Raw genomic sequence first — 19775 nt, forward strand, 5'->3', positions numbered from 1 at the left:
GGGGGGGGGGGGGGGTGCTCTAAAAGAAAATTTCTTGCAAAATGTTATAACAATATAACTTTTGATAAAATTTCTTATTATTTTCGTAATTTGTTATATGTCTTATGGTGTGTCGCAGATTTGTGATTGGGTAATCACTAAACAAATGTTGTAGTTCATTACCTCACTATAATTTTGATACTAAATCGTTTAGTACTTTGTTGAATACAGCGAATGTGAATGTGAGAATACAAGAGGATATTAAGCAGCAGGTGCAGCAGATTCTGGAAACTATTGGAGTTCCTAGGGCTACGGCTATTGACATGTTTTATCGTCAAATCATTCTTAATAAGGGTATTCCGTTTTCGCTTACTATTCCAAAGTCTCTTCCAGCACAAGATGATATGGATGAGAAAACGTTTAACGCGTTGATGGCTAAAGGTTATGATCAGGCGGTTCGTGGTGATAGTTATCCGATAGATGATGTTTTTTAGGAGCTTGAACGCTGATTAGCAGCCGTGGTGTGAACTTGGTTTTAGAAAATTAAAATATTTAGTGCTAAAACCAATGCTTTTGCTATGTGTCTTTCTGCGTTTTTATACTGAGCATTACTCAATACGTATAATTATGTGATTAAAAAAACTAAAATATATATAATAATGTGATTAATTAATTATGTGATTAAATGCGTCAGAACATACATAATAGTGTGATAATAGTGCGATATGTCTAAGGCATAATGCGACATATAGCCTAGGGGCATTTAGGCTATTTTTGAGTCCTCTGTCGCTATTATAATCAGCGAAAAGCAAAGTATAATTTTTAAATCTTCTCGCTTATAAAATTTAAAAAATGATGGTAAAAATTGCGTAACATATTTTTCAAGAAAGAGCAATTAATTATGAAAGAAATAAGAGAAAAGTTAACATCACGTTCAATCATCATAGCTTTAATTTTGATAACGTCAGAAGCAATGAAATACTGCTATCTTATTAACGTTTTTGAAAGATTATTATTGCACGCTCATGTATATCAATCGATAATGTCATTAATCACGCTAGTAGTATTTTTAGTATGCATCTGCTATGTTGAGCTAATTTATCATAAAAATAATAATCTTATTTTTAAACCCAGCAGTTACAGAAATAATACTTTTTTCAATAAGATTGTAAAACATAACTTAATAATTCATGTTGTAATGACAGCGGTTCTTTTCTTAATTCCAAATGAAGTGAAATATAACTACACAATATTAGTTATTGCAGTGCTTGTTATTGAATTTTTAAGACCAGATGTTCTGCGCGTTAAAGAAGAAAGAAAAGAAAATCCAGAGAATGTTAACATCGATGTAGACGCCGATATTCAGCAGCTTGCATCTGAAAATATTGAGGATGACGTTGATGGTGATGAATATTATGAAATTTCTGGTAATGCATATTATCAAAGAGCTTTAGAAGAAGCTAAAAAAAGAAACATTGCAGTTTATAGAAAACTGCTAATTAGAAGAGGTCAAATGTGCAGCCCTGAGGAGTATATAGCATGCGCGGAAGATGAAGACTCTTTACCTGAAAGAATGAAAAGGAAACTTGAGAGAGAAAAAATTCATTACGCGAAGATTATTGATTGCGTGGGAAGAGATTATTTAAACTTCGATAAGCTTTTCGGCTCCGATTATGAAGCTTTGCAATTCCTTCACGACATGAACAAGAGTGAGAACCCTGTATGCACTCCTTCTGACGTTGAATATTTCTGGAAGAATTATGAAAAATATTATTATGATCATCCGTCAATAGCTGATAAATAACGCTCTCCGAAGCTTCGTCTTCGGAGCTTTGTACGCTAAATTATAAAAAGCGGCTATTGTTTTATTTTTTAAACGGCCGCTTTTTGCTTTCCCAATTTTTCAGTCAATTTTTCAGTCGTCGTTATTATCATAAAGTTTTGAGAACTTGCCGCTTTTAAGGTCGTAATCCTCTTCTATTTTGCCGTTAAGATAATCTATTCTTCGCTTATAAAACCATTCCACTGTGTCGCGGGGAATTTTATCTTTTAAATCTTCTATTTGAGTGTTGTAGAAATCATCAAACGAAGGGTAACGTGCGTGGTCAAGATAGTATACGTCGATGTAATAAACTAGTTCGGATTTATAGTATAAGTCGCTGCCTCTTTCAAAACGTCCATAAATACATGCATCTTCAATGTCGCAACGGTTAATTAATGTTATTGCATCATCTGTAAGATTCGAGTAAAACATTTTTCTCCCATCTTTAAAAAACTTTCCCTGCTATTTTTCTTTTATCGTATTGTTATCTATATTTGTTACAAACGGACTTTTTTTTATATCCATTTGTTGCCACACAAGCAATATAGACTATTTTACCAAGTTGTAGAATACTCTACTTTATTTGGTCGGAGTGCCTAAACTGTGGCACCCCGAATTTTTATTTTATGTTCAAAATTTTATTCTGCTTATGTAATAGCACATTATAATACGATAATCAATAACATATGTTTACAGTTTTGTGATGCTGTATTGTTTGACCACGTAGTACCGCTGCTGTTTTTAAAGTCTCAGCTATGGCGATTTACCAGATTTTCTACTGGAAGAGATGCGTAATCTGCTTGATTTTGCTTTTGTATAGATTATGTTTCGCGATGACTACTATTAAAGTTAAACGGACTATTATGGATTCTAATTTTAATAGAATTGTATTCTTATTAGAATTGCATATTAAGAATAAGAGGAACTTATGAAATTAATTAGACCAGATAGTAAATATATTCAAGGTTATATAGAAGCAAATGAAGAAGATGAAATTCTTAGGCCGAATGCAGAAAGACGTTTTATACACCCTGAGACAATTATAGAGAGTTCTTATAACTATGAGCATGGTATAAATTTGCCTGAAAATTATGTTAGAGCTACTACATTTTGGTTGATAGATAATGAAAAATTTATTGGTGAGATTAATATTAGGCATGAATTAAATTCTTTTTTAATTAACTATGGTGGTCACATAGGGTACGAAGTTAGACAGTCTGAATGTATGAAGGGCTATGGAACAAAAATGCTTTCTATGGCACTTACATATTGTAAAGAGACTCTGAATCTACATAAAATTTTGATTACGTGTGATGATGACAATATTGGCTCGATACGAGTCATAGAAAATAATGGTGGAATTTTAGAAAACAAAGTTAAAAATAGCTTATCAAGAGGAAACGTTACAACAAGAAGGTATTGGATTAATATATAGAGGAAAGATGATGAGTGAGACGAAGGTAAGGCCAGTGCTTTTCAAGCATGCTTTTTGGGATAATGTGGTTACAGAAACTGTTGCTGGCGTTTGCACGCTTATTATTGCGTTGCTTGTGCAGCAGTTCGTAGGGCGCCGCGTACTAGGTTGGGAAACTGTGGTCATACTCGCGTTGAGTATTGTGGTGTTTTCGCTGCTAAGTGCAGCGTATCTGCAGTGGTATAGGCATCGTAGACCAGATGACGGGTATTTGCTTATTGGAATCATCGATTTTGCGTTAAGGCTTCTGGTGACTTCTGGTATTGCTTTATTGCTTGTTTCCAATACTATGTTGCTAAGCATTATTATTGGTGCAGCGATTACTAGTGTGTTGATGTTTGTTTTAGAAAAGCCTTGGCAGCCAGGGATGACGGATGCGCAATTACAGGAAGCTTCAAAGAAATCGGTTGAGCTTGGCGTTCAAATGCTTGAAGAAGAGCGCGTAAAGCGCGCCGAGGTGAGAAACACGATTGCATTACAGAATGCGAGCGAAGGTAAAACAGACACTCCTAGAGGCGTGTCTTTAACATTCTCCTCGTTAATCGTTGCGAATATGCTGATGGAATCAGTATATGCTGTTGTTACATTTTTGCTTGCATTGATGCTGCAATGGTGGATGCTTGGTACTATCGCTGGCTGGCGAACGCTACTCGTCATATTCTTGGGCAACATGCTATTTTCTTGCGCGGCAGCTGCGGTTATGGTTATGATGGGCGCATTGAAGGCTGATCAACAGAAATGCCTAACAAAAAGTTGGCCTTTCTTGGTTATTGTTGTATTGCTTCGACTGCTGATTTTCGGTGTTCTCGCTTGGCTGCTTACACCGAGCTTGGTATGGGTGAGCGTAGTCGTTGGTATTGTGCTTACCAATATTGTTCTCGTTATCAAGTGGCACCCACGGAGAAGAACCGCAGTAGACGCATAAGATTTTATAAGACTGTTTTCTTCTCTTTTGAGCAAAGGGTTCTACGTACGTGGAAAGTGTTTGCTTTTATGCTGATAATTATGCAATACATAATAATGTGATTAAATACACTAAAATACGTATAATAATGTGATTAAATGCGCCAAAACATACATAATAGTGTGATATTCGCTAAGACATAATGCAATTTTTGCTTTTTTTTTAAACGAGAGTATTGTGTTATTAAATTTGTCAAATAAGCTATTGGATTTGTGTAGTTTGTATTGAATTATTTAAGTTGGATAGCGATTTGAAGGTAGTTATGTAAGTTTGCGTGTAGGCATGCGTTATTTTGAAAGAGTTTTAGAGGAGAGCTGGTTGCAGTGAAGTCAATTTTTAGCAAAGATAATATTTTTATTCGTATGAGATCTATTAGTCCAGCATTGCGATGGGCGCTGGTTGGATTCTGTTTTTCTATGCTCGGCAATCAAGCGTATGAAGGCTCGGTTTTGCCTTCGATTATTATTGTGGGCTTGCCGGCTTGGGTGATTGGTTTTCGTAAGACTTTTATGACGGTTGCCGATTTTCTTTCGCCATGTTCTGGTTGGATTGTTGATAAGCTTGGCGGTTTTCGCGCTCTTGCTATGACTGAAGGCGTAGAAGGCGTGCTCAGTTTGCTACCGCTTCTTATGCTTGGCTCTCCTGCGTGGAAGTGGTCGCTTGTAGCTCTTTCTTGCGCGTTGTTGATTACTGGTCAAGTGATTGATATTGCTAGCGAAGTTTTCGAGGTTGATGCTGCCGGAGGCGATGATGGCATGATTGTAAACTACAGCGGCATTGTGAGCGTTTTGGCGAGTGTTACAGGAACACTGCTTGGCTCTCCGCTTGGATCTTGGATTGCAAGCTGGTCAATTCCTGCGGTTTTGATTTTCTCGTCCGTGACTTCTTTTGCGGCTTGTGCTACGCGATTTATTATGAAACAAGACATTGCGCAAGCATCTTGCGTAGAAGAGGAAGCGTCGCAAGATGTAGAGAATGAATCGCAAGCGATTAGTGAAGAAGGAGAAGTATCGCAAGAATCGCAAGCAAATGACGTTGCTAACAAATCTGCAGCTAAGCAATCTGCGAACCCATCACTCAAGAGTAAAATCATGCTTCTTTTGGGCTCTCTTTTGGTCGCTTTTATTCCTGCATGCTCCGTTTCCTATATTCTTCTCGGTATCGGTAAGCAATATAGCTCTCAATCTTTAACAGTACTGTATATTTTCAGTGGTGTAGGAAGCGTGCTTGCGTCCATTTTGTATGCGCATTCGTCTCAAAAGCTCGGTTTAAGAAAAGTTGCGATTTTGGGGATTGCTGCAAGCGTGGTTGCTTATTGCTTTATGTTTATTAATCTTTTGCCAATTATGTGCGTTGCATTCTTCCTTGAGGCGATTGGCGGAATGTTATTGGTAGAGCCGATTATTGTTGCACGGCAGATTCTGTTTAAAGGAAGTACGCTCGCTAAGTTTTCTGGTTGGGCGCGCCTTGCGTTTGCGATTGGTGCTACTACTGGTTCTTGGATTGGATTTGCATTCTCGTCTATGTTGCAATGGCAGCTTTTGCCTATACTAGCGCTGATTTTTACTGCCGGTCTTCTTGTTGTTTTGCCGCAGTTGCCAAATACTAGCTACGCTAGAAATTAGGCGCATAGGGGTGAATACTGTCTTTGTTGTAATTTGCGGATCAACATTGAATTCTATTTGCGGCTGCGTTTTGTGAGTATCTGGCTTTGTGTCTCCAGGTGTGCCTGGGGTATATGGATCTTCTGGATTTCCTGGATCTTCTGGATCTCCTGTGCCTTCTGTTCCTGGGGTAGGTGTAGGAGGTGTAGGAGGTGTAGGAGGTTGTGTTATCTTTGTCCAATGCGCAGTTAATGTAACGTCAGACGTTACAGTGTCTTTATCAAAGTTCCACTTGGTAGTTTCATCCTTAAACCAGCCAGCAAACGTGTAGCCAGCTTTGGTTGGATCAGCAGGCTTAGTTACCTTCGAACCATCATCAACCTTAACTGATGTTGTGTCGTTAAAGGTAGCGCCTTCGCCTGGGATGAAGGTTACTGTGTGCTGTGTGGCTTTTTTCCAATGGGCAATTAATTCAGTGGTTTCGCATGCACCTGGCCTATAGCCTTCCAAACTCGTTATAGTCTTCGATAGAAGTGTTGCTCTTTTTTCTAGACATAAGTAGGCCTGCGCCGCCAATCAAAAACAGGAAAGCACTAACAGAGCCAGTATAAAGCGCAAGATATGGCACTAGAACGCTTAAAATCATGCCTAAAATTCCCAGAATAAACACGCTCCATAAAACTATAAGGGTAATGGAAACGTTGTTAAAATGAGGGTTTGGGGCAATAAAGTCATCTCCATACTCGTCCATTGTTTTATCAACATCCAGCCAGCTTAATTTGGTATTATCTCTTGGACCAGATTTTTTTAAATCAGATTTTCTTAAATCAGATTTATCGCTCAACGCTATATTTTTTAACGGTTTTGCCGCTTGATTAATGCGTTTTTTAAAGATTTTTGCACTTTTTGACTTTTCTAAATCGTTAAAATCCTCTTTATGTTCGCTAACAAATTGAGCCCATGAGTCGTCAAAGTTTTTACCAAGCGAGTTGTTAACATTACTGTTTTCGCTATTCGGCAAAGGGTTATGGGAGTTGGTATTCTTAGAAGAAGTCATGAATTATACTGTAGCAAGTCTGCTTGATAGTTGGAATGCTGTTTTGCGAATCTTGCTAGAACGGGGATTAGCATGTTGTATTGGTTCTTTGTAAAGGGGTTTGGATTCATTGCACGCTTAAGGATTCATCCTACTGCTCAAGGAGTTAACAACATTCCTAAAACAGGCGGCGCGATTATTGCAGCAAATCATCTTGCTGTTATTGACGACGCACTTTTGCCTCTTACATGCCCGCGCATGATTCATTTTATGGGCAAAGCCGAGTATTTTGAAGGCAAGGGCTTAAAGGGTCGTTTTAAAAAGTGGTGGTTTACGTCTGTTGGTGTGTTCCCTGTGGATCGTTCTGGTGGGTCTAAATCGCTTGGTGCGTTGAATCATGCTAAAGAAATCCTAGAAAAAGGTCAGCTTTTTGGAATTCACATTGAAGGAACAAGAAGCCCAGACGGAAAGCTTTATAAGGGTCATTCTGGCGCTGCAAGATTGGCGCTAGAAACGGGATGCCCGATTGTTCCAGTTGCAATTATTGGCACTCGCGAGCTTCAAAAACATGGTCAGATTATGCCTGCAAAGGGAAATACAAAGGCGATTTATGGCGAGCCAATTGAAGTTAGCAAGATGAATCCAGAAGACATTACTCACGACATTCTTCGAGATCTTACCAATAAAGTAACCATGGCAATTCAACAGATGAGCGGTCAAGAGTACGTTGACGAATATGCTCAAACTGTTAAAAAGCGCATGCAAGATGCGCGCGAAGAGCGCTAAATAATCGAGCGCTAAATAATCGTTAGCGTTACGGTTGTTGGGTTTCCGCTTTCGTCTAGAACTCTAACTTGAGACCCTGGAGCTGCGGATTGGAACCTAACAGTATGCATAAGATCGCCCAAAGGCGCAGAAATATTAACTTTTAGCCCAAGCGATTCAAGTATTCTTTTAGCTTCGTTAGCGTTCTTATTGCGCACATCTGGCATTGTTATAGTCTTTGGTCCCTTAGAAACAACCACATCGAGTTTATCTCCCCAATGTAGTTGCGCTCCCTTTTGCACGCTAGCGCTAATAATCTTGCCTTTTTCAACTTTGTCGTTAAACTCTTCGCTGTAGTTTGGAACGAGTTTTGCTTCGCCAAAGGCTTTGTCGGCCTCTTCTTTTGTAAGATTAACAACGTCTGGCATAGAAACAGGCATAGGACCCTTAGAAAGAATCACGGTAATGTTTTTATTGTGATTCATTTGCATTCCAGGGGTTGGTGAAATTTCAACAACGCAACCCTTAGGGATTTCCAAAGAGTAAATGTCATCGCTCGATTTATGCGTAATAGAAGTAAATCCAGCCTTCTTTAAAGCTTTTATAGGATTTTTCCCTGCGCTAGAAGTTGGATCCATAATGTCTTCTGGAATAGTGGACTTGCGTATGCCTTTGGAAACAACAACTTTCAAGCGGCCATCATTGCGCTTAGAAACTTTACCGCCACTAAAATCTGGATTAGTGAAAATAATGTTTCCTTCGGGTATGTTGTCGCTAAAGTCTTTAGAAACGGAATAAGGAATATTAGATACTTTAAGCGTGCGCTCGTAATCTACCCAAGGAATGTTTGTTATTTTGCACGCACTCTGCGATGCGCATTCTTGCGTGCTTGGTTTTGGCAAAGACCAGTAGCTTCCAGGGCCTAAATAGTACCAGTACGCTCCAAATGCAGCTGCTGCTAAAACAATTGCCGCGCAGCTGGAAGATGCAATTACAATGTTTTTGCGCGTGTTTTTGCGCGTTTCTTTGCCGTTGCCGTCTGCATTATTAGACTTATTTCGTTTAGCTTTTAAACGTTCACTAATAAATTGCGGAGCGCGCATTGTAACAGTGAGCATATTACTGTCGTTAAAGTCTTCAAGCGGATTGCTGTTTGTTGAAGTTGTTGAAGTTGAATAGTTTGAAGATTCCTCACCAAAATCGAAGCTCTTTGTTTCTAAGGCTTGAGTGGCATTAATATCGGTTGTTTTATCAATATCCGCAGTCTTATCTATATCTGCAGTTTTATTTAGCACTTCTTCGTTTTCTAAAGAGTTAAGGTTATTAGCAAAGCTAGGAGGAAGTGGTATTTGAGATTTTAGATTAGACTTTTTATCTTCAAACTTGCTTGCGATTATCGAGTCTTCAAGAGGTTGATTTTCATCGTTTGAATTTGCATCAAACTTATATTGCCATTCTTGTTCGCTTAATCCAGCGCAAATGCCTCTTAAAATGTTAAGCGCTTTATTGGCATCGGCTGGTCTTTTTTCCATTTCTCGAGCGGTAATAGCGCTAAGAAAATCAGCAACAGAAGAATTGATATCTTTGCAAACAGTTTTTATAGAAGGAGTATCTTCGTGAACATGCTTAAAAACAAGCGTTACGGGATTATCTGCGTTAAAAGGAACACGTCCAGCAAGCATTTCCCAAGCCATCATTCCTGCAGAATATAAATCTCCCTGCGGAGTTGCAAGATTCTTCTCAATCATTTCTGGTGCAAGGTATGCGGCCGTTCCAAGAAGAAGCCCTGTAGAAGAAAGAGTGGCTTGAGATACTGCTCGCGCAAGTCCAAAATCAGTGATTTGCACGTTTCCGCGGTCGTTAATCAAAATATTTTCTGGCTTAATATCTCTGTGAACAACGCCAGCAAGATGTGCGGATGCAAGACCGTCTAAAGTTTGAGCCAGCACGCGTAAAGTGTCTTTTACGCTAAAAGTGCCGTATTTGTTCATCTCGTATCTAAGATTTACGCCATGAACATATTCCATAACTAAGTAGTCAAGTCCTTCAAATTCGCCAGTATCGTAGACTTGAACAATATGCGGATTTGCGATTGCAGCAGCAGAAGTTGCTTCTCTGCGGAACCTTGCAATAAATTGTTCTCGGTGGATTCCCTGAGCAAGTTGCGTATGCATGATTTTAAGCGCAACAGGGCGATTAAGACGCTCATCTTGCGCTTGATAAACAGTGGCCATGCCACCTTCTGCTATCTTTTTAACTATGCGATAGCGATTTTCAATACACATTCCTGGTTGCGCTTGAACTTCACTCATGTAGTAAATCCCTTATACGCGTATTAAAACCCACTACTTAAAAGTGTACAGGTAATACAGTAAAGAATAGTCTTAATTTATACTTATTGCCATTCTTTAGGTATAAACATGTTAGAAATATTTCTAAGAATGACTTTGCTATTGGCGTTTAGCGTGCTGTTGCTTATTTTTTCTTGCGATTTAACCCAAAGATTATGAATGCGTTCTTTAGACTTACTTATAGCGCCGCTTTTGTTGTAAATATCAATGATTCTTTTAACATCATCTTCATTTCTGCTGCTAGAAGTGTATGCGTTTATAAGGAAGAGCTTATCTTCGGGAGTGCAAAGTTCTAATGCGTCTGCTAAAAGAACAGCACGTTTTCCTTCTTTAATATCTCCTCCAATCGGCTTTCCAGTGTGAGCAGAATCCGAAACAATATCTAAAAGATCGTCTGCAAGTTGGAATGCAATTCCCAAGGGGTCGCCAATCTGGTTTGCTAAGTCTATTGCATAATCTTTTTGCATTCCAGCAGCTAAAAATCCTAGAGAAAGAGGTGCAATAGTTGTGTAGCTTGCGGTTTTCCACCTAAAAACGTTTATGGAAGATTCGGCAAGTTTTTGTGGATTATCTAGGCTCATCATCTCGATTGAAAGATCTAGAATTTGGCCAATTCCAACGTTTTTTTGCATGTTTGCAAACTCGCATAAAACCTCATGCGGATTTTGAAGATTTTCGCACGCTTTTCTAGATATATCGAAGCTTTGAGACGCTAGAATATCTCCAAGCATTAATCCAAGCCCAGTTCCAATATGCTGGCTGTTTGTTGCTTTAGACAACGCGCAATAAGCGCTTGGTTTTCCTCGCCTTAAAGCGGATTCGTCGATTATATCGTCGTGAACAAGTGCTGCCGTTTGAAATACTTCTAAAGCACAAGCAAGGTTTAACATTGCGCTTTTTGAGTCATTGGAAAAGTGGCCATTGTTCTCTTTACTGCTCTCTTTGGCTGCGTCAAAAGCCTTTAAAGCTAATAATGCTCTAAGTCGTTTTCCGCCTTGGCTAGACAAAATAGCCTGAGATACAACGCTTTTAAGTGTTTCGCTGCAATTAGAAATAAGATTTTTACAAGCTAAAGAGTCAAATTGATTATAAATTAATTCGCTTATACGCGTATCAATGCATGACCTTTGAGAATCTAAACTCATATTTACGAGTTATCCACATGCCTTAGACATTATAAATCGAGTATTTTCTAGGATTTATAGCCTTTAACCACATTGCTTAATTTTTATTGCATTATTGTTTGCGTGCTGCAAAACTCTTATTTACAAATTTAAAAACACAAAAGTAAGGAGGAATTATGGAAACAATAAATGGCGAAATAATAGACAATGAGTTAGAAGATACACATTTTTTTGAAAACAAAGAGCATGAATATTCAACTCTTAAAGAGATGACAAATCTATATGCTGCTAGCATGATTTGCTGCGATTCCGAAGACTATTTTGCTGTGAGTAATGTTGCTGGAAAAAGTATAGAGAAGGTGAATCTTAGTTATCTTCCAAAAGAGTGCGTAGCAGTTTTAGACATTCCTAAAGATTATGTTAACAATCATCATGGTTACAACGATGATTGGATTAAAAATCTTAGAGTGTTGGCAAAAGACTTTTTTGAAAAATACATTGATTATATAAATAGGGATTTAGATGTTAGAGGGAAATCAGAAGTATTTTCGGCTTTTGATATTTTTGTAAATCAATCAATAAGAAACTGGCATAATATGATTTCCAAAAAAGACGGAAACATTGTAGGCTACGACCTTATAATGCTTCCGATTGCAATGTTTGACAACATTAACGTTCGAGACACGCTGCTTGTATCTTTATTGGATTCTAAAGGTGAATATTACGATATTGATTCTTTGCTTTCTCTAGCCTTAGAGCCTAGAACAAAAGAGATGTCTAAAGCTTTAAGGCATTTTCTAGAAGAAAAGTTTAATGAAGAACATGAGCTTCCCGATATTTGCAAAGCTCTAGACGCGGTAAATCTGTTGAAGGCAGTGGCTTGTGTTGTAGATGGAATTCCAGAGTTAAAAGTGCAAGTTTACGCTCTAATGTGCTATATAAGCTGGTGGTTTAAGCTGGGAGACGTTGAAAAATATGTTGAAATGGCATTAGACATAGATCCAGATTGTTCTATGGCTAGAATTGTTTATAACGCTTATAGCAATCATGTAGAGCCAGCTTGGTGTAAAAACTTTAACGATTTTCAAGAAAAAACAAAGAAAAATCGTACATAAAGAAAGAATCGTCCTTAGAAGATGATTAACTTCTTAAAGAAAAGTTGCCCTTGCCATAACTATGCCTTTGTGGTATAGTAGAGTGCCTTTAGGGTATAGCAAAATTAAATGCCTAATTTGGCAGATTACTTTGTGCTAGCGGGGAATCTACAGGAGGAAAAGTTTGGCGAGCAAAGATAAAGCGATTGTCGATTCCAAGACGAGCAAAGAAGAACAGCAGGACTTTAAAATGGCAGAAGATGTTGATGCTCAAGATGTTGATGTAGACGTTGATGTTGATGCGCCAATGGATCCAGACGAAGACCACATGGATTTAGAAGATGAAGATTTTGATGAAATCCACGATGATCTTGATGTAGACGATGTAGACAACTTGGACGACGTTGACGACATTAATAATCTAGACGATATTTCCGAAGAAGATAGCGAAGATAGCGAAGAAAACAAGCCAGAAGCTCCGCAAGTTCCACAAGCTAAAGGTGCTTTTATTGTTCGAGATGATGACGATGACGATAATCTAACTCCTTCTGGGAATCCAAAGCGTCGCGTAATCGCTACAGGAGCTACTGCAGATCCTGTTAAGGATTATTTAAAGCAGATTGGTCGCGTGAGCCTGCTTAATGCCGAGCAAGAGGTTGATTTGTCGGAGAGAATTGAGGCTGGCTTGTATGCTCAGCATTTGCTCGACACTCAAATCGATCAAATGGAATTTAAGCGCAAGCGTGAGTTAAAGTGGGCTGCAGCAGACGGTAAGAAAGCTAAGGATCATCTTCTTGAAGCAAACCTTCGTCTTGTTGTTTCTCTTGCTAAAAGGTATACAGGCAGGGGCATGCTTTTCCTTGATTTAATTCAGGAAGGCAACCTTGGCTTAATTCGTGCTGTAGAAAAGTTCGATTGGAAGAAGGGCTTTAAGTTCTCAACTTATGCAACGTGGTGGATTCGCCAGGCCATTACTCGCGCTATGGCAGACCAGGCTCGTACAATTCGAGTTCCAGTGCATATGGTGGAAGTTATTAATAAGCTTTCTAGAGTTCAGCGTCAAATGCTCCAAGACTTGGGTCGCGAGCCTACGCCAGACGAGCTTGCGCGCGAGCTTGATATGCCTGTAGAAAAAGTGCAAGAAGTTCAAAAGTATGGTCGTGAGCCTATCTCTTTGCATACTCCTTTGGGTGAAGATGGCGATTCCGAGTTTGGTGATTTAATTGAAGATACCGATGCAATTGCACCTTCGGATGCAGTAGCTTTCTCGCTTCTTCAAGAGCAGTTTAAGCAGGTTTTGGAAACATTGGCTCCTAGAGAAGCTGGTGTTATTAAAATGCGTTACGGCTTGGAAGATGGCCAGCCTAAGACTTTGGACGATATTGGGCGCGTGTATGGAGTTACTCGCGAACGCATTCGCCAGATTGAGTCTAAGACTATGTCTAAGTTGCGTCATCCATCTAGATCGCAGACTTTGCGTGACTTCTTAGATCAGTGATTTGCTGCAGCTGCGCTTTAGTAGCTTTAAGCTTTAATTGTTGTTGAATAAGGGGTAAAAGTGGCTTCTCTTAAAGAGCAAGAGCAATATGATGCCGATAGTTTAACCGTGCTAGAAGGCTTGGATGCTGTTCGTAAGCGCCCAGGTATGTATATTGGCACTACCGACAGCCAGGGATTAATGCATTGCCTTTGGGAGATTATTGATAATGCGGTTGACGAGGCTTTAGCTGGTGCTTGCAATCATATTATTGTTACTCTTCACAACGATGGATCTATTGAAGTTGCAGATAATGGTCGCGGTATTCCAGTAGATGTAGAGCCAAAAACAAAGCTTACAGGCGTTGAAGTTGTTTTAACTAAGCTTCATGCTGGAGCAAAGTTTGGTAACGCTTCGTATAATGCTGCAGGCGGCTTGCATGGCGTTGGCTCTTCTGTTGTAAACGCGTTGAGCTTGCGATTAGATGTAGAAGTAGATAGAGACGGTAAAACGCATCACATGGCGTTCCATCAGGGGCATCCTGGTGTGTATAGCGATGCAGATCCAGCAAATCCATCTCCTGCTTCTCCTTTTAAGCGTACGCGTAAAAACAAGCCTACCGAACTTGAGATTATTGGTACTGTTTCTCCAAAAACTACTGGTACTCGAGTTCGATATTGGGCGGATCCTGAGATTTTTAATTCAACGGCTCGCTTTAGTTACGAACAGCTGATTGACCGAGTTCGTCAAACCAGTTTTTTGGTTCCAGGCTTAAAAATTACTGTTATTGATGAGCATGTACCAGAAGGCGAATCTGCAAATATTGAAGAAATTGATTCTCCAGAAGGCGTTATTGCGGAAGATAATAATATTCTTGAGAATCAGTACGAAAATGATGACGAATCTAATACAGAAGAACTCGAGTCTGAGTCCACGTTGGTAAATAATGATGAGTCTGAGACCGATTTTGATGACGACGATGAGTCTGATGAATCTGATGAATCCACTGCGCAATCTGTTGCCAATAGCGAATCTGCTAGAGAATTGCAAAATAATCATCACCCTAGAGTTGTTGAATTCTTGCACAATGGTGGAGTAAAAGATTTTGTTGACTTTCTTTCAAAAGGTCAAGCCATCTCCGATATTTGGCGAATTTCTGGCCAAGACACTTATATTGAAGAGACTCAAGCTGTTGATTCTGCAGGCGATTTGCATGCTCAGCAAGTAACGCGTAAGTGTGCTGTAGACATTGCAATGCGCTGGGTAAACGGCTACGATTCAACGATTGTTAGCTTTGTGAACGTTGTTGAAACACCTGGTGGTGGTATGCATGTTGACGGCTTTTTGCAAGGCTTGACTAAGCAAATCCGCAAGGCTGTCGAAGACAATGCTAGAAAACTTAAAGTCAATCTTAAAGATTCAAACACTAAGATTGAGCGAGACGATATTCTAGCTGGAATGGTGGCTGTTGTAACAGTTCGCATAGCAGAGCCTCAATTCCAGGGTCAAACCAAAGACGTGCTTGGAACAGCTCAAGTTAAGCCAATCGTTACAAAAATGACGGATTCTCAATTTGGGGATATGATTAGCGGGTCCAAGCGAGGATTAAAAGAGCAGTCTGCTAGAGTTTTAGAGAAAATTGTTTCCGAGATGCATGCGCGCATTCAAGCGCGTAAAACTAAGGAAGTTACTCGCAGAAAGAACGCTCTTGAGTCTGCTTCTATGCCGCCGAAGCTTTCTGATTGCCAGCCTGGAAACGACGATGTTGCAGAGCTTTTCATCGTGGAGGGCGATTCTGCACTCGGAACTGCAAAAGCTGCAAGAAACTCTGCTTTCCAGGCGCTTTTGCCAATACGCGGTAAGATCTTGAATGTTCAAAAAGCAAGTCTTGCGCAAATGCTTTCCAACAAAGAGTGTGCTGCAATTATTCAGGTTGTTGGAGCAGGGTCGGGAGCAAGTTTTGATATTTCGCAAGCGCGTTATAACAAGATTGTTATGATGACAGATGCAGATGTTGACGGCGCGCATATTCGTATTTTGCTGCTAACTCTGTTTTACCGTTATATGCGCCCACTTATTGAGCACGGCCACGTTTATGCTGCAGTGCCTCCGCTTCACAGGATTGCGCTCGCTGGAAAGCACAAAGGCGAGTATATTTACACGTATTCCGACGACGAATTGGCTGGAAAGCTTGATGATTTGCAAGTTAAGGGCATTGATTTTAACAGCGATATTCAGCGCTACAAGGGCTTAGGTGAGATGGATGCGGATCAGCTTGCAGACACCACTATGGACCCTAGAACGCGTATGTTAAGAAGGATTCGTATGGAAGATGCTCAGCAGGCGAGCGAGGTATTTGATTTGCTAATGGGCGATGACGTTCCGCCGCGAAAGCAGTTTATTGTTGATAATGCAGACGACTTTGATCGCTCCAAAATCGATACCTGATTTTTGCTTAAAAATAGTTTGTTGATAGGTGAAACTGGATTTATATTACTTACACATAAATTACTTACACATAAATCCTACTGTTTAGTGAATTGCAGCAGTAGGATTTATGCGTATCTTATGCTATTACGTTATTTTCTTGCAAACATGCTTTTTGCATATTCGCTTATGTCGTCTGGGTTTATCATATTGTATTTTTCTTTTATTTTTGTGAAGTATTCGCCGATTATGTTTTTATTGATTATTTTATTTGATGAATCATTAGTTTTTAGATTTCCGCGAGTAAGTATCCAAGGCTCTTCATGATGTGTGAATCTTTCAAGTTCTTTACCACTGTAGCAGCAAAGATTATCGATAACACTATCACATACTGCTCTTTCGGTGGCAGATAGTGTGGTTGTTAGATCTGCTGTAAATAGTGTCACATCACTTTTTTGAACATGTTTGTAATCCGCTAATTTTTCTGATGATTTAATTCCTGATATTTCCTTGGTTGGTGAATCTATTGGATTAAAAATGTAGTTTTTATAGCGCAAATAGACGTCTTTATACACAGGTCCATGAACCCATGCTTGACAATCGTCTGTAAATATAAACGACTTATAAAAAGCGAAATAAAAACCCTGAATGTAGTATAAGGATTTTTGCAAGGCCAGGGGAGTTATATCCTCACACTTTATAAGCAAGTATTGTATTACATTGTTTATTTTGTCACTCGACTTATTGCTATCAAAGTTATTGTTTGCAAAGTTATTTTGTAATTCGCGTATTAGTTTTTGTGTTGCTTTATAGCTTTTTTCGTAGCTAAGTGCGGATTTCAGATTGTTCTTATTGCTGATTAATAATTGCAAGTAATATTCCGGATCATTATAAATGCGTAGCAAAATGTCAGAATATTGTTTTGAAGGAATATCTCCATCTGCAAATCTAGAAAATGTTTGTTCTCCCCAGCCGAGTAGCAGTGAAAGTGGCCGTTTACCTATTGAGTATTTAGTAGGTATTTCGTTGATTTCATCAAGAGGAATAATATTGTTTTCTTTACGATACTCGTCATACAATGCTCGAAGATTCGCGTCGATAATTTCTGGTACATATACGTAAGAACCGCATTCTTTACAGTGTGCTTCTGTGCCAGTGTAGGAATATTGTTTCCCTTTAATAGATGCAGTCATTGGAATGGATTTTGTTGAGTACTCAACATCATTCCTGCACTCTTCGCAAAATGTTTTATTATCTTTCATTATGAGAGCCTTTTATTGAAAATTAGCAGATTTATTATTTTTTGAGTTGTTTATTAGATTATTTAAATAAATAATCTATCTGTTTATTCGCTTTATGGAATGAAATAACAACTGTTCTATTTTGCTGAGAAATAGTAATGATATTAAACTTCGTGTAAATGTTTACCATCTCACATTTACCTACGTGTGATAGTTTTACTCGTGGCGCGAATACGTAAAGCGTTTCATATTCATAGCCTCTTTTTTTGTTTTTTAACGAATGACAAAAATCTTCTACTTCAATGTTGAGAAGTATATTTTTCTGAATATCTGATCGTATGTTGTATTCTCGAATGAAGTTTATGTTTTCCTGACGATTTTCGTTTAACGAGATGGTAAAACGGTCATTTTTTATGCAGTCTTTTATCTTTGCAAGTATTGCTGAAATTTCTTCTTTTGTGTAATTCTGATTATAGTTTCTGTTCATATACCACCTCCACTCTTATGATACAAAAAATAATCGTTTTTATCAAGAAAAATGCATCTATTGATGCATAAATAATTGCACATGCATTTTAGAATAAAATTTATTAGCGTTATTAATGTATTTGGCTTGTTTTTATGCTTTAAGATTATCTGCAAGAAGGCTTTGACAAAGATAAGCTTGATTTTGCAATATTTTGTATTGAAAATGTTGCTAAAAAGCTTAATCAAAACCCTCGTGATACGTATGATGCTTTGACTAAGAAAAGTAATATTCTTATGTCTTATATTGTTCCGTCATATGATGTTTTGCATACTCAAGGCAAAGAGTATATTACAAACGATATTATTTCTTTCATGCGCGAAAAAGGTGTGGCAAAGATTTAGGGGAGTGATGGATTTTGAGGGCGAATCCTATTTTGTTGCAAAAGAAGTATGCTAGGGTTGTAAGTCTTTTAGTTGAGCGTGCTGGCTTGAGTTATGAGCAGGCGCTTGACGTGTTTTACCATTCTGTTACTTACGATTTGATGCGTAATGGTATTTCGGATATGCATTGTATGAGTGACGGATATTTGGTTCAAGATCTGCTTGATGAGATGCACGAAGCCAGTGAGAAAAATAATTTGTAAATGTTATAGTGCTGGCGTTTTTTAATCCTACCTAAATCCTAATGCAAAAACTTATAACTCGTTTTATGAATTGATATGTGAATATGATTAACCTTCTTCTTGCAATTATCTATTTAGCATTTATTAGCTTGGGTTTGCCAGATGCTCTTCTTGGAGCCGCGTGGCCGACTATGAGCCACGATGTTGGTGCGCAAATTTCTTGGGCTGGCGGAATATCAATGGTTATTTCTGCAGGAACAATTGTTTCTGCGCTGTTATCTAATAGGCTTACGCATAAGTTTGGCCCAGGGAAAGTTACGTTTATTTCAGTTGCTTTAACAGCTTTAGCTTTACTGGGTTTTTCTTTTGCTCCGAATTATCTTGTGCTTATTTTTCTAGCTATACCATATGGTTTGGGCGCTGGAGGAGTGGACGCGGCTCTTAATAATTACGTTGCAGTTCACTATGAGAGTTGGCATATGAGCTGGCTTCACTGCATGTGGGGAATTGGAGCTTCGGCAGGCCCTTACGTTATGGGGTTTGCGCTTTCTAACGGTCAGCGCTGGCCTGCAGGATACCAGTATATTGCTGTTATACAAATTGTTTTAACTCTTGTGCTGTTTATAAGTTTGCCGCTGTGGCAAAATAATACAAAAAAAGAAGTGAATATTACTGATTCAAAGCAACAATCTTCTGGAATGCTATCTTATGCGGAAGTTTTGCGCATTCCTGGAGCTAAAAATATTCTTATAATGTTCTTCTGCTACTGCGCTATTGAACAAACTGCAGGATTATGGGCTAGCAGTTACATGGTTTTGCATGGGGGAGTTGGTCGCGTTGTTGCAGCGGGATGGGCAAGTTTATTTTACGTTGGTATTACAGCAGGACGATTTATAAGTGGTTTTTTAACAATGCGTTTTAACGATGCAACAATGATTCGTATTGGTCAGTGCGTGATGCTTGTGGGAATTCTGGTATTGTTATTGCCATTGCCGAATCATATTGAGCTTATTGCAGGTTTTGTGATTATTGGCTTAGGATGCGCTCCAGTTTATCCATGCATTATCCATTCTACGCCGCATTATTTTGGTGCTGATAAATCGCAAGCGATTGTTGGCATGCAAATGGCAAGCGCATATATTGGATCAATGGTAATGCCTGCAATCTTTGGGTTTATTGGTCAAAACGTGTCTATGTCTTTGCTGCCAGCATATTTGATTATTTTGCTATCTGTAATGACTTTTATGCACATGCGTCTGCTTCGAACTTGCGAAAGTTGAGCGTGAAAGTATTTGTGTAAGATTGCGTAACTACACAGCGTAACTG

Annotated in this window: 19 protein-coding genes; 12 read left to right on the forward strand and 7 right to left on the reverse strand. The window is 38.9% G+C overall.

Going from position 1 to position 19775, the window contains the following annotated elements; all coding sequences use genetic code 11:
* The first annotated feature begins 197 nt into the window (after positions 1-197).
* Positions 198-473 carry a type II toxin-antitoxin system RelB/DinJ family antitoxin gene (locus HMPREF3216_RS00020; protein WP_060786381.1) on the forward strand — a complete coding sequence of 92 codons (276 nt, stop codon included), beginning with the start codon at positions 198-200 and terminating at the stop codon, positions 471-473.
* A 407-nt stretch (positions 474-880) separates the two neighbouring features.
* Positions 881-1783: a hypothetical protein gene (locus HMPREF3216_RS00025; RefSeq protein ID WP_155639657.1), complete on the forward strand. Its 903-nt coding sequence runs from the start codon at positions 881-883 to the stop codon at positions 1781-1783.
* A 111-nt stretch (positions 1784-1894) separates the two neighbouring features.
* Here HMPREF3216_RS00025 and HMPREF3216_RS00030 read toward each other — a convergent pair whose 3' ends face one another.
* Positions 1895-2233, reverse strand: coding sequence for a hypothetical protein (locus HMPREF3216_RS00030; RefSeq protein ID WP_060786383.1), 339 nt, complete (start codon positions 2231-2233; stop codon positions 1895-1897).
* 496 nt (positions 2234-2729) lie between these two features.
* On the opposite strand from HMPREF3216_RS00030, the gene HMPREF3216_RS00035 reads away from it, so the two are divergent.
* From HMPREF3216_RS00035 to HMPREF3216_RS00045, 3 genes are all read left to right on the forward strand, one after another.
* Positions 2730-3236 (forward strand): GNAT family N-acetyltransferase, encoded by a 507-nt coding sequence (locus HMPREF3216_RS00035; RefSeq protein WP_060786384.1) that lies wholly within the window; start codon positions 2730-2732, stop codon positions 3234-3236.
* A gap of 10 nt (positions 3237-3246) precedes the next feature.
* Positions 3247-4200: a hypothetical protein gene (locus HMPREF3216_RS00040; RefSeq protein ID WP_060786385.1), complete on the forward strand. Its 954-nt coding sequence runs from the start codon at positions 3247-3249 to the stop codon at positions 4198-4200.
* 401 nt (positions 4201-4601) lie between these two features.
* Positions 4602-5864: an MFS transporter gene (locus tag HMPREF3216_RS00045; protein ID WP_419470994.1), complete on the forward strand. Its 1263-nt coding sequence runs from the start codon at positions 4602-4604 to the stop codon at positions 5862-5864.
* Here the strand turns inward: HMPREF3216_RS00045 and HMPREF3216_RS05990 are convergent.
* Together HMPREF3216_RS05990 and HMPREF3216_RS00050 are read right to left on the reverse strand one after the other, a co-directional pair.
* Positions 5790-6353: an InlB B-repeat-containing protein gene (locus tag HMPREF3216_RS05990; protein ID WP_196485406.1), complete on the reverse strand. Its 564-nt coding sequence runs from the start codon at positions 6351-6353 to the stop codon at positions 5790-5792. The genes HMPREF3216_RS00045 and HMPREF3216_RS05990 overlap by 75 nt on opposite strands.
* Complete coding sequence (locus tag HMPREF3216_RS00050) at positions 6340-6900, reverse strand: hypothetical protein (RefSeq protein WP_060786387.1); 561 nt, start codon at positions 6898-6900, stop codon at positions 6340-6342. Before HMPREF3216_RS00050 ends, HMPREF3216_RS05990 begins: the two co-directional genes overlap by 14 nt.
* 72 nt (positions 6901-6972) lie before the next feature.
* Here HMPREF3216_RS00050 and HMPREF3216_RS00055 point away from each other — a divergent pair, with 72 nt between their 5' ends.
* On the forward strand, positions 6973-7665 hold the full coding sequence (locus HMPREF3216_RS00055; protein ID WP_060786388.1) for a lysophospholipid acyltransferase family protein: 693 nt from the start codon (positions 6973-6975) through the stop codon (positions 7663-7665).
* Between the two features lie 11 nt (positions 7666-7676).
* Here HMPREF3216_RS00055 and HMPREF3216_RS00060 read toward each other — a convergent pair whose 3' ends face one another.
* Together HMPREF3216_RS00060 and HMPREF3216_RS00065 are read right to left on the reverse strand one after the other, a co-directional pair.
* Positions 7677-9956, reverse strand: coding sequence for a protein kinase domain-containing protein (locus tag HMPREF3216_RS00060; protein WP_060786389.1), 2280 nt, complete (start codon positions 9954-9956; stop codon positions 7677-7679).
* A gap of 83 nt (positions 9957-10039) precedes the next feature.
* Positions 10040-11140, reverse strand: coding sequence for a polyprenyl synthetase family protein (locus tag HMPREF3216_RS00065; protein ID WP_060786390.1), 1101 nt, complete (start codon positions 11138-11140; stop codon positions 10040-10042).
* A gap of 155 nt (positions 11141-11295) precedes the next feature.
* On the opposite strand from HMPREF3216_RS00065, the gene HMPREF3216_RS00070 reads away from it, so the two are divergent.
* The 3 genes from HMPREF3216_RS00070 (at position 11296) to HMPREF3216_RS00080 (ending at position 16138) form a co-directional block, all read left to right on the forward strand.
* Positions 11296-12234 carry a hypothetical protein gene (locus tag HMPREF3216_RS00070; protein ID WP_155639658.1) on the forward strand — a complete coding sequence of 313 codons (939 nt, stop codon included), beginning with the start codon at positions 11296-11298 and terminating at the stop codon, positions 12232-12234.
* Between the two features lie 163 nt (positions 12235-12397).
* Complete coding sequence (locus HMPREF3216_RS00075) at positions 12398-13711, forward strand: RNA polymerase sigma factor (protein ID WP_081090861.1); 1314 nt, start codon at positions 12398-12400, stop codon at positions 13709-13711.
* A 60-nt stretch (positions 13712-13771) separates the two neighbouring features.
* Positions 13772-16138 carry a DNA gyrase/topoisomerase IV subunit B gene (locus tag HMPREF3216_RS00080; protein WP_060786391.1) on the forward strand — a complete coding sequence of 789 codons (2367 nt, stop codon included), beginning with the start codon at positions 13772-13774 and terminating at the stop codon, positions 16136-16138.
* 131 nt (positions 16139-16269) lie between these two features.
* On the opposite strand, the gene HMPREF3216_RS00085 is transcribed toward HMPREF3216_RS00080, so the two are convergent.
* Entirely contained in the window at positions 16270-17379 is a 1110-nt protein-coding gene (locus tag HMPREF3216_RS00085) for a type II TA system antitoxin MqsA family protein (RefSeq protein WP_060786392.1), read from the reverse strand.
* A gap of 58 nt (positions 17380-17437) precedes the next feature.
* The gene (locus HMPREF3216_RS00090; RefSeq protein WP_060786393.1) at positions 17438-17845 is read right to left on the reverse strand and encodes a hypothetical protein; all 408 of its coding nucleotides are present in this window, start codon (positions 17843-17845) and stop codon (positions 17438-17440) included.
* Between the two features lie 149 nt (positions 17846-17994).
* On the opposite strand from HMPREF3216_RS00090, the gene HMPREF3216_RS00095 reads away from it, so the two are divergent.
* The 3 genes from HMPREF3216_RS00095 to HMPREF3216_RS00105 all read left to right on the forward strand — a co-directional run bounded on the left by HMPREF3216_RS00095 (position 17995) and on the right by HMPREF3216_RS00105 (position 19729).
* Positions 17995-18228 (forward strand): DUF3791 domain-containing protein, encoded by a 234-nt coding sequence (locus HMPREF3216_RS00095; protein ID WP_060786394.1) that lies wholly within the window; start codon positions 17995-17997, stop codon positions 18226-18228.
* 14 nt (positions 18229-18242) lie between these two features.
* Positions 18243-18470 carry a DUF3791 domain-containing protein gene (locus tag HMPREF3216_RS00100; protein WP_060786395.1) on the forward strand — a complete coding sequence of 76 codons (228 nt, stop codon included), beginning with the start codon at positions 18243-18245 and terminating at the stop codon, positions 18468-18470.
* An 83-nt stretch (positions 18471-18553) separates the two neighbouring features.
* Entirely contained in the window at positions 18554-19729 is a 1176-nt protein-coding gene (locus HMPREF3216_RS00105) for an MFS transporter (RefSeq protein WP_060786429.1), read from the forward strand.
* Positions 19730-19775 lie beyond the last annotated feature (46 nt).

Source organism: Gardnerella vaginalis, assembly GCF_001546455.1.
In the GTDB taxonomy this organism is placed as follows: Bacteria; Actinomycetota; Actinomycetes; order Actinomycetales; family Bifidobacteriaceae; genus Bifidobacterium; species Bifidobacterium vaginale_B.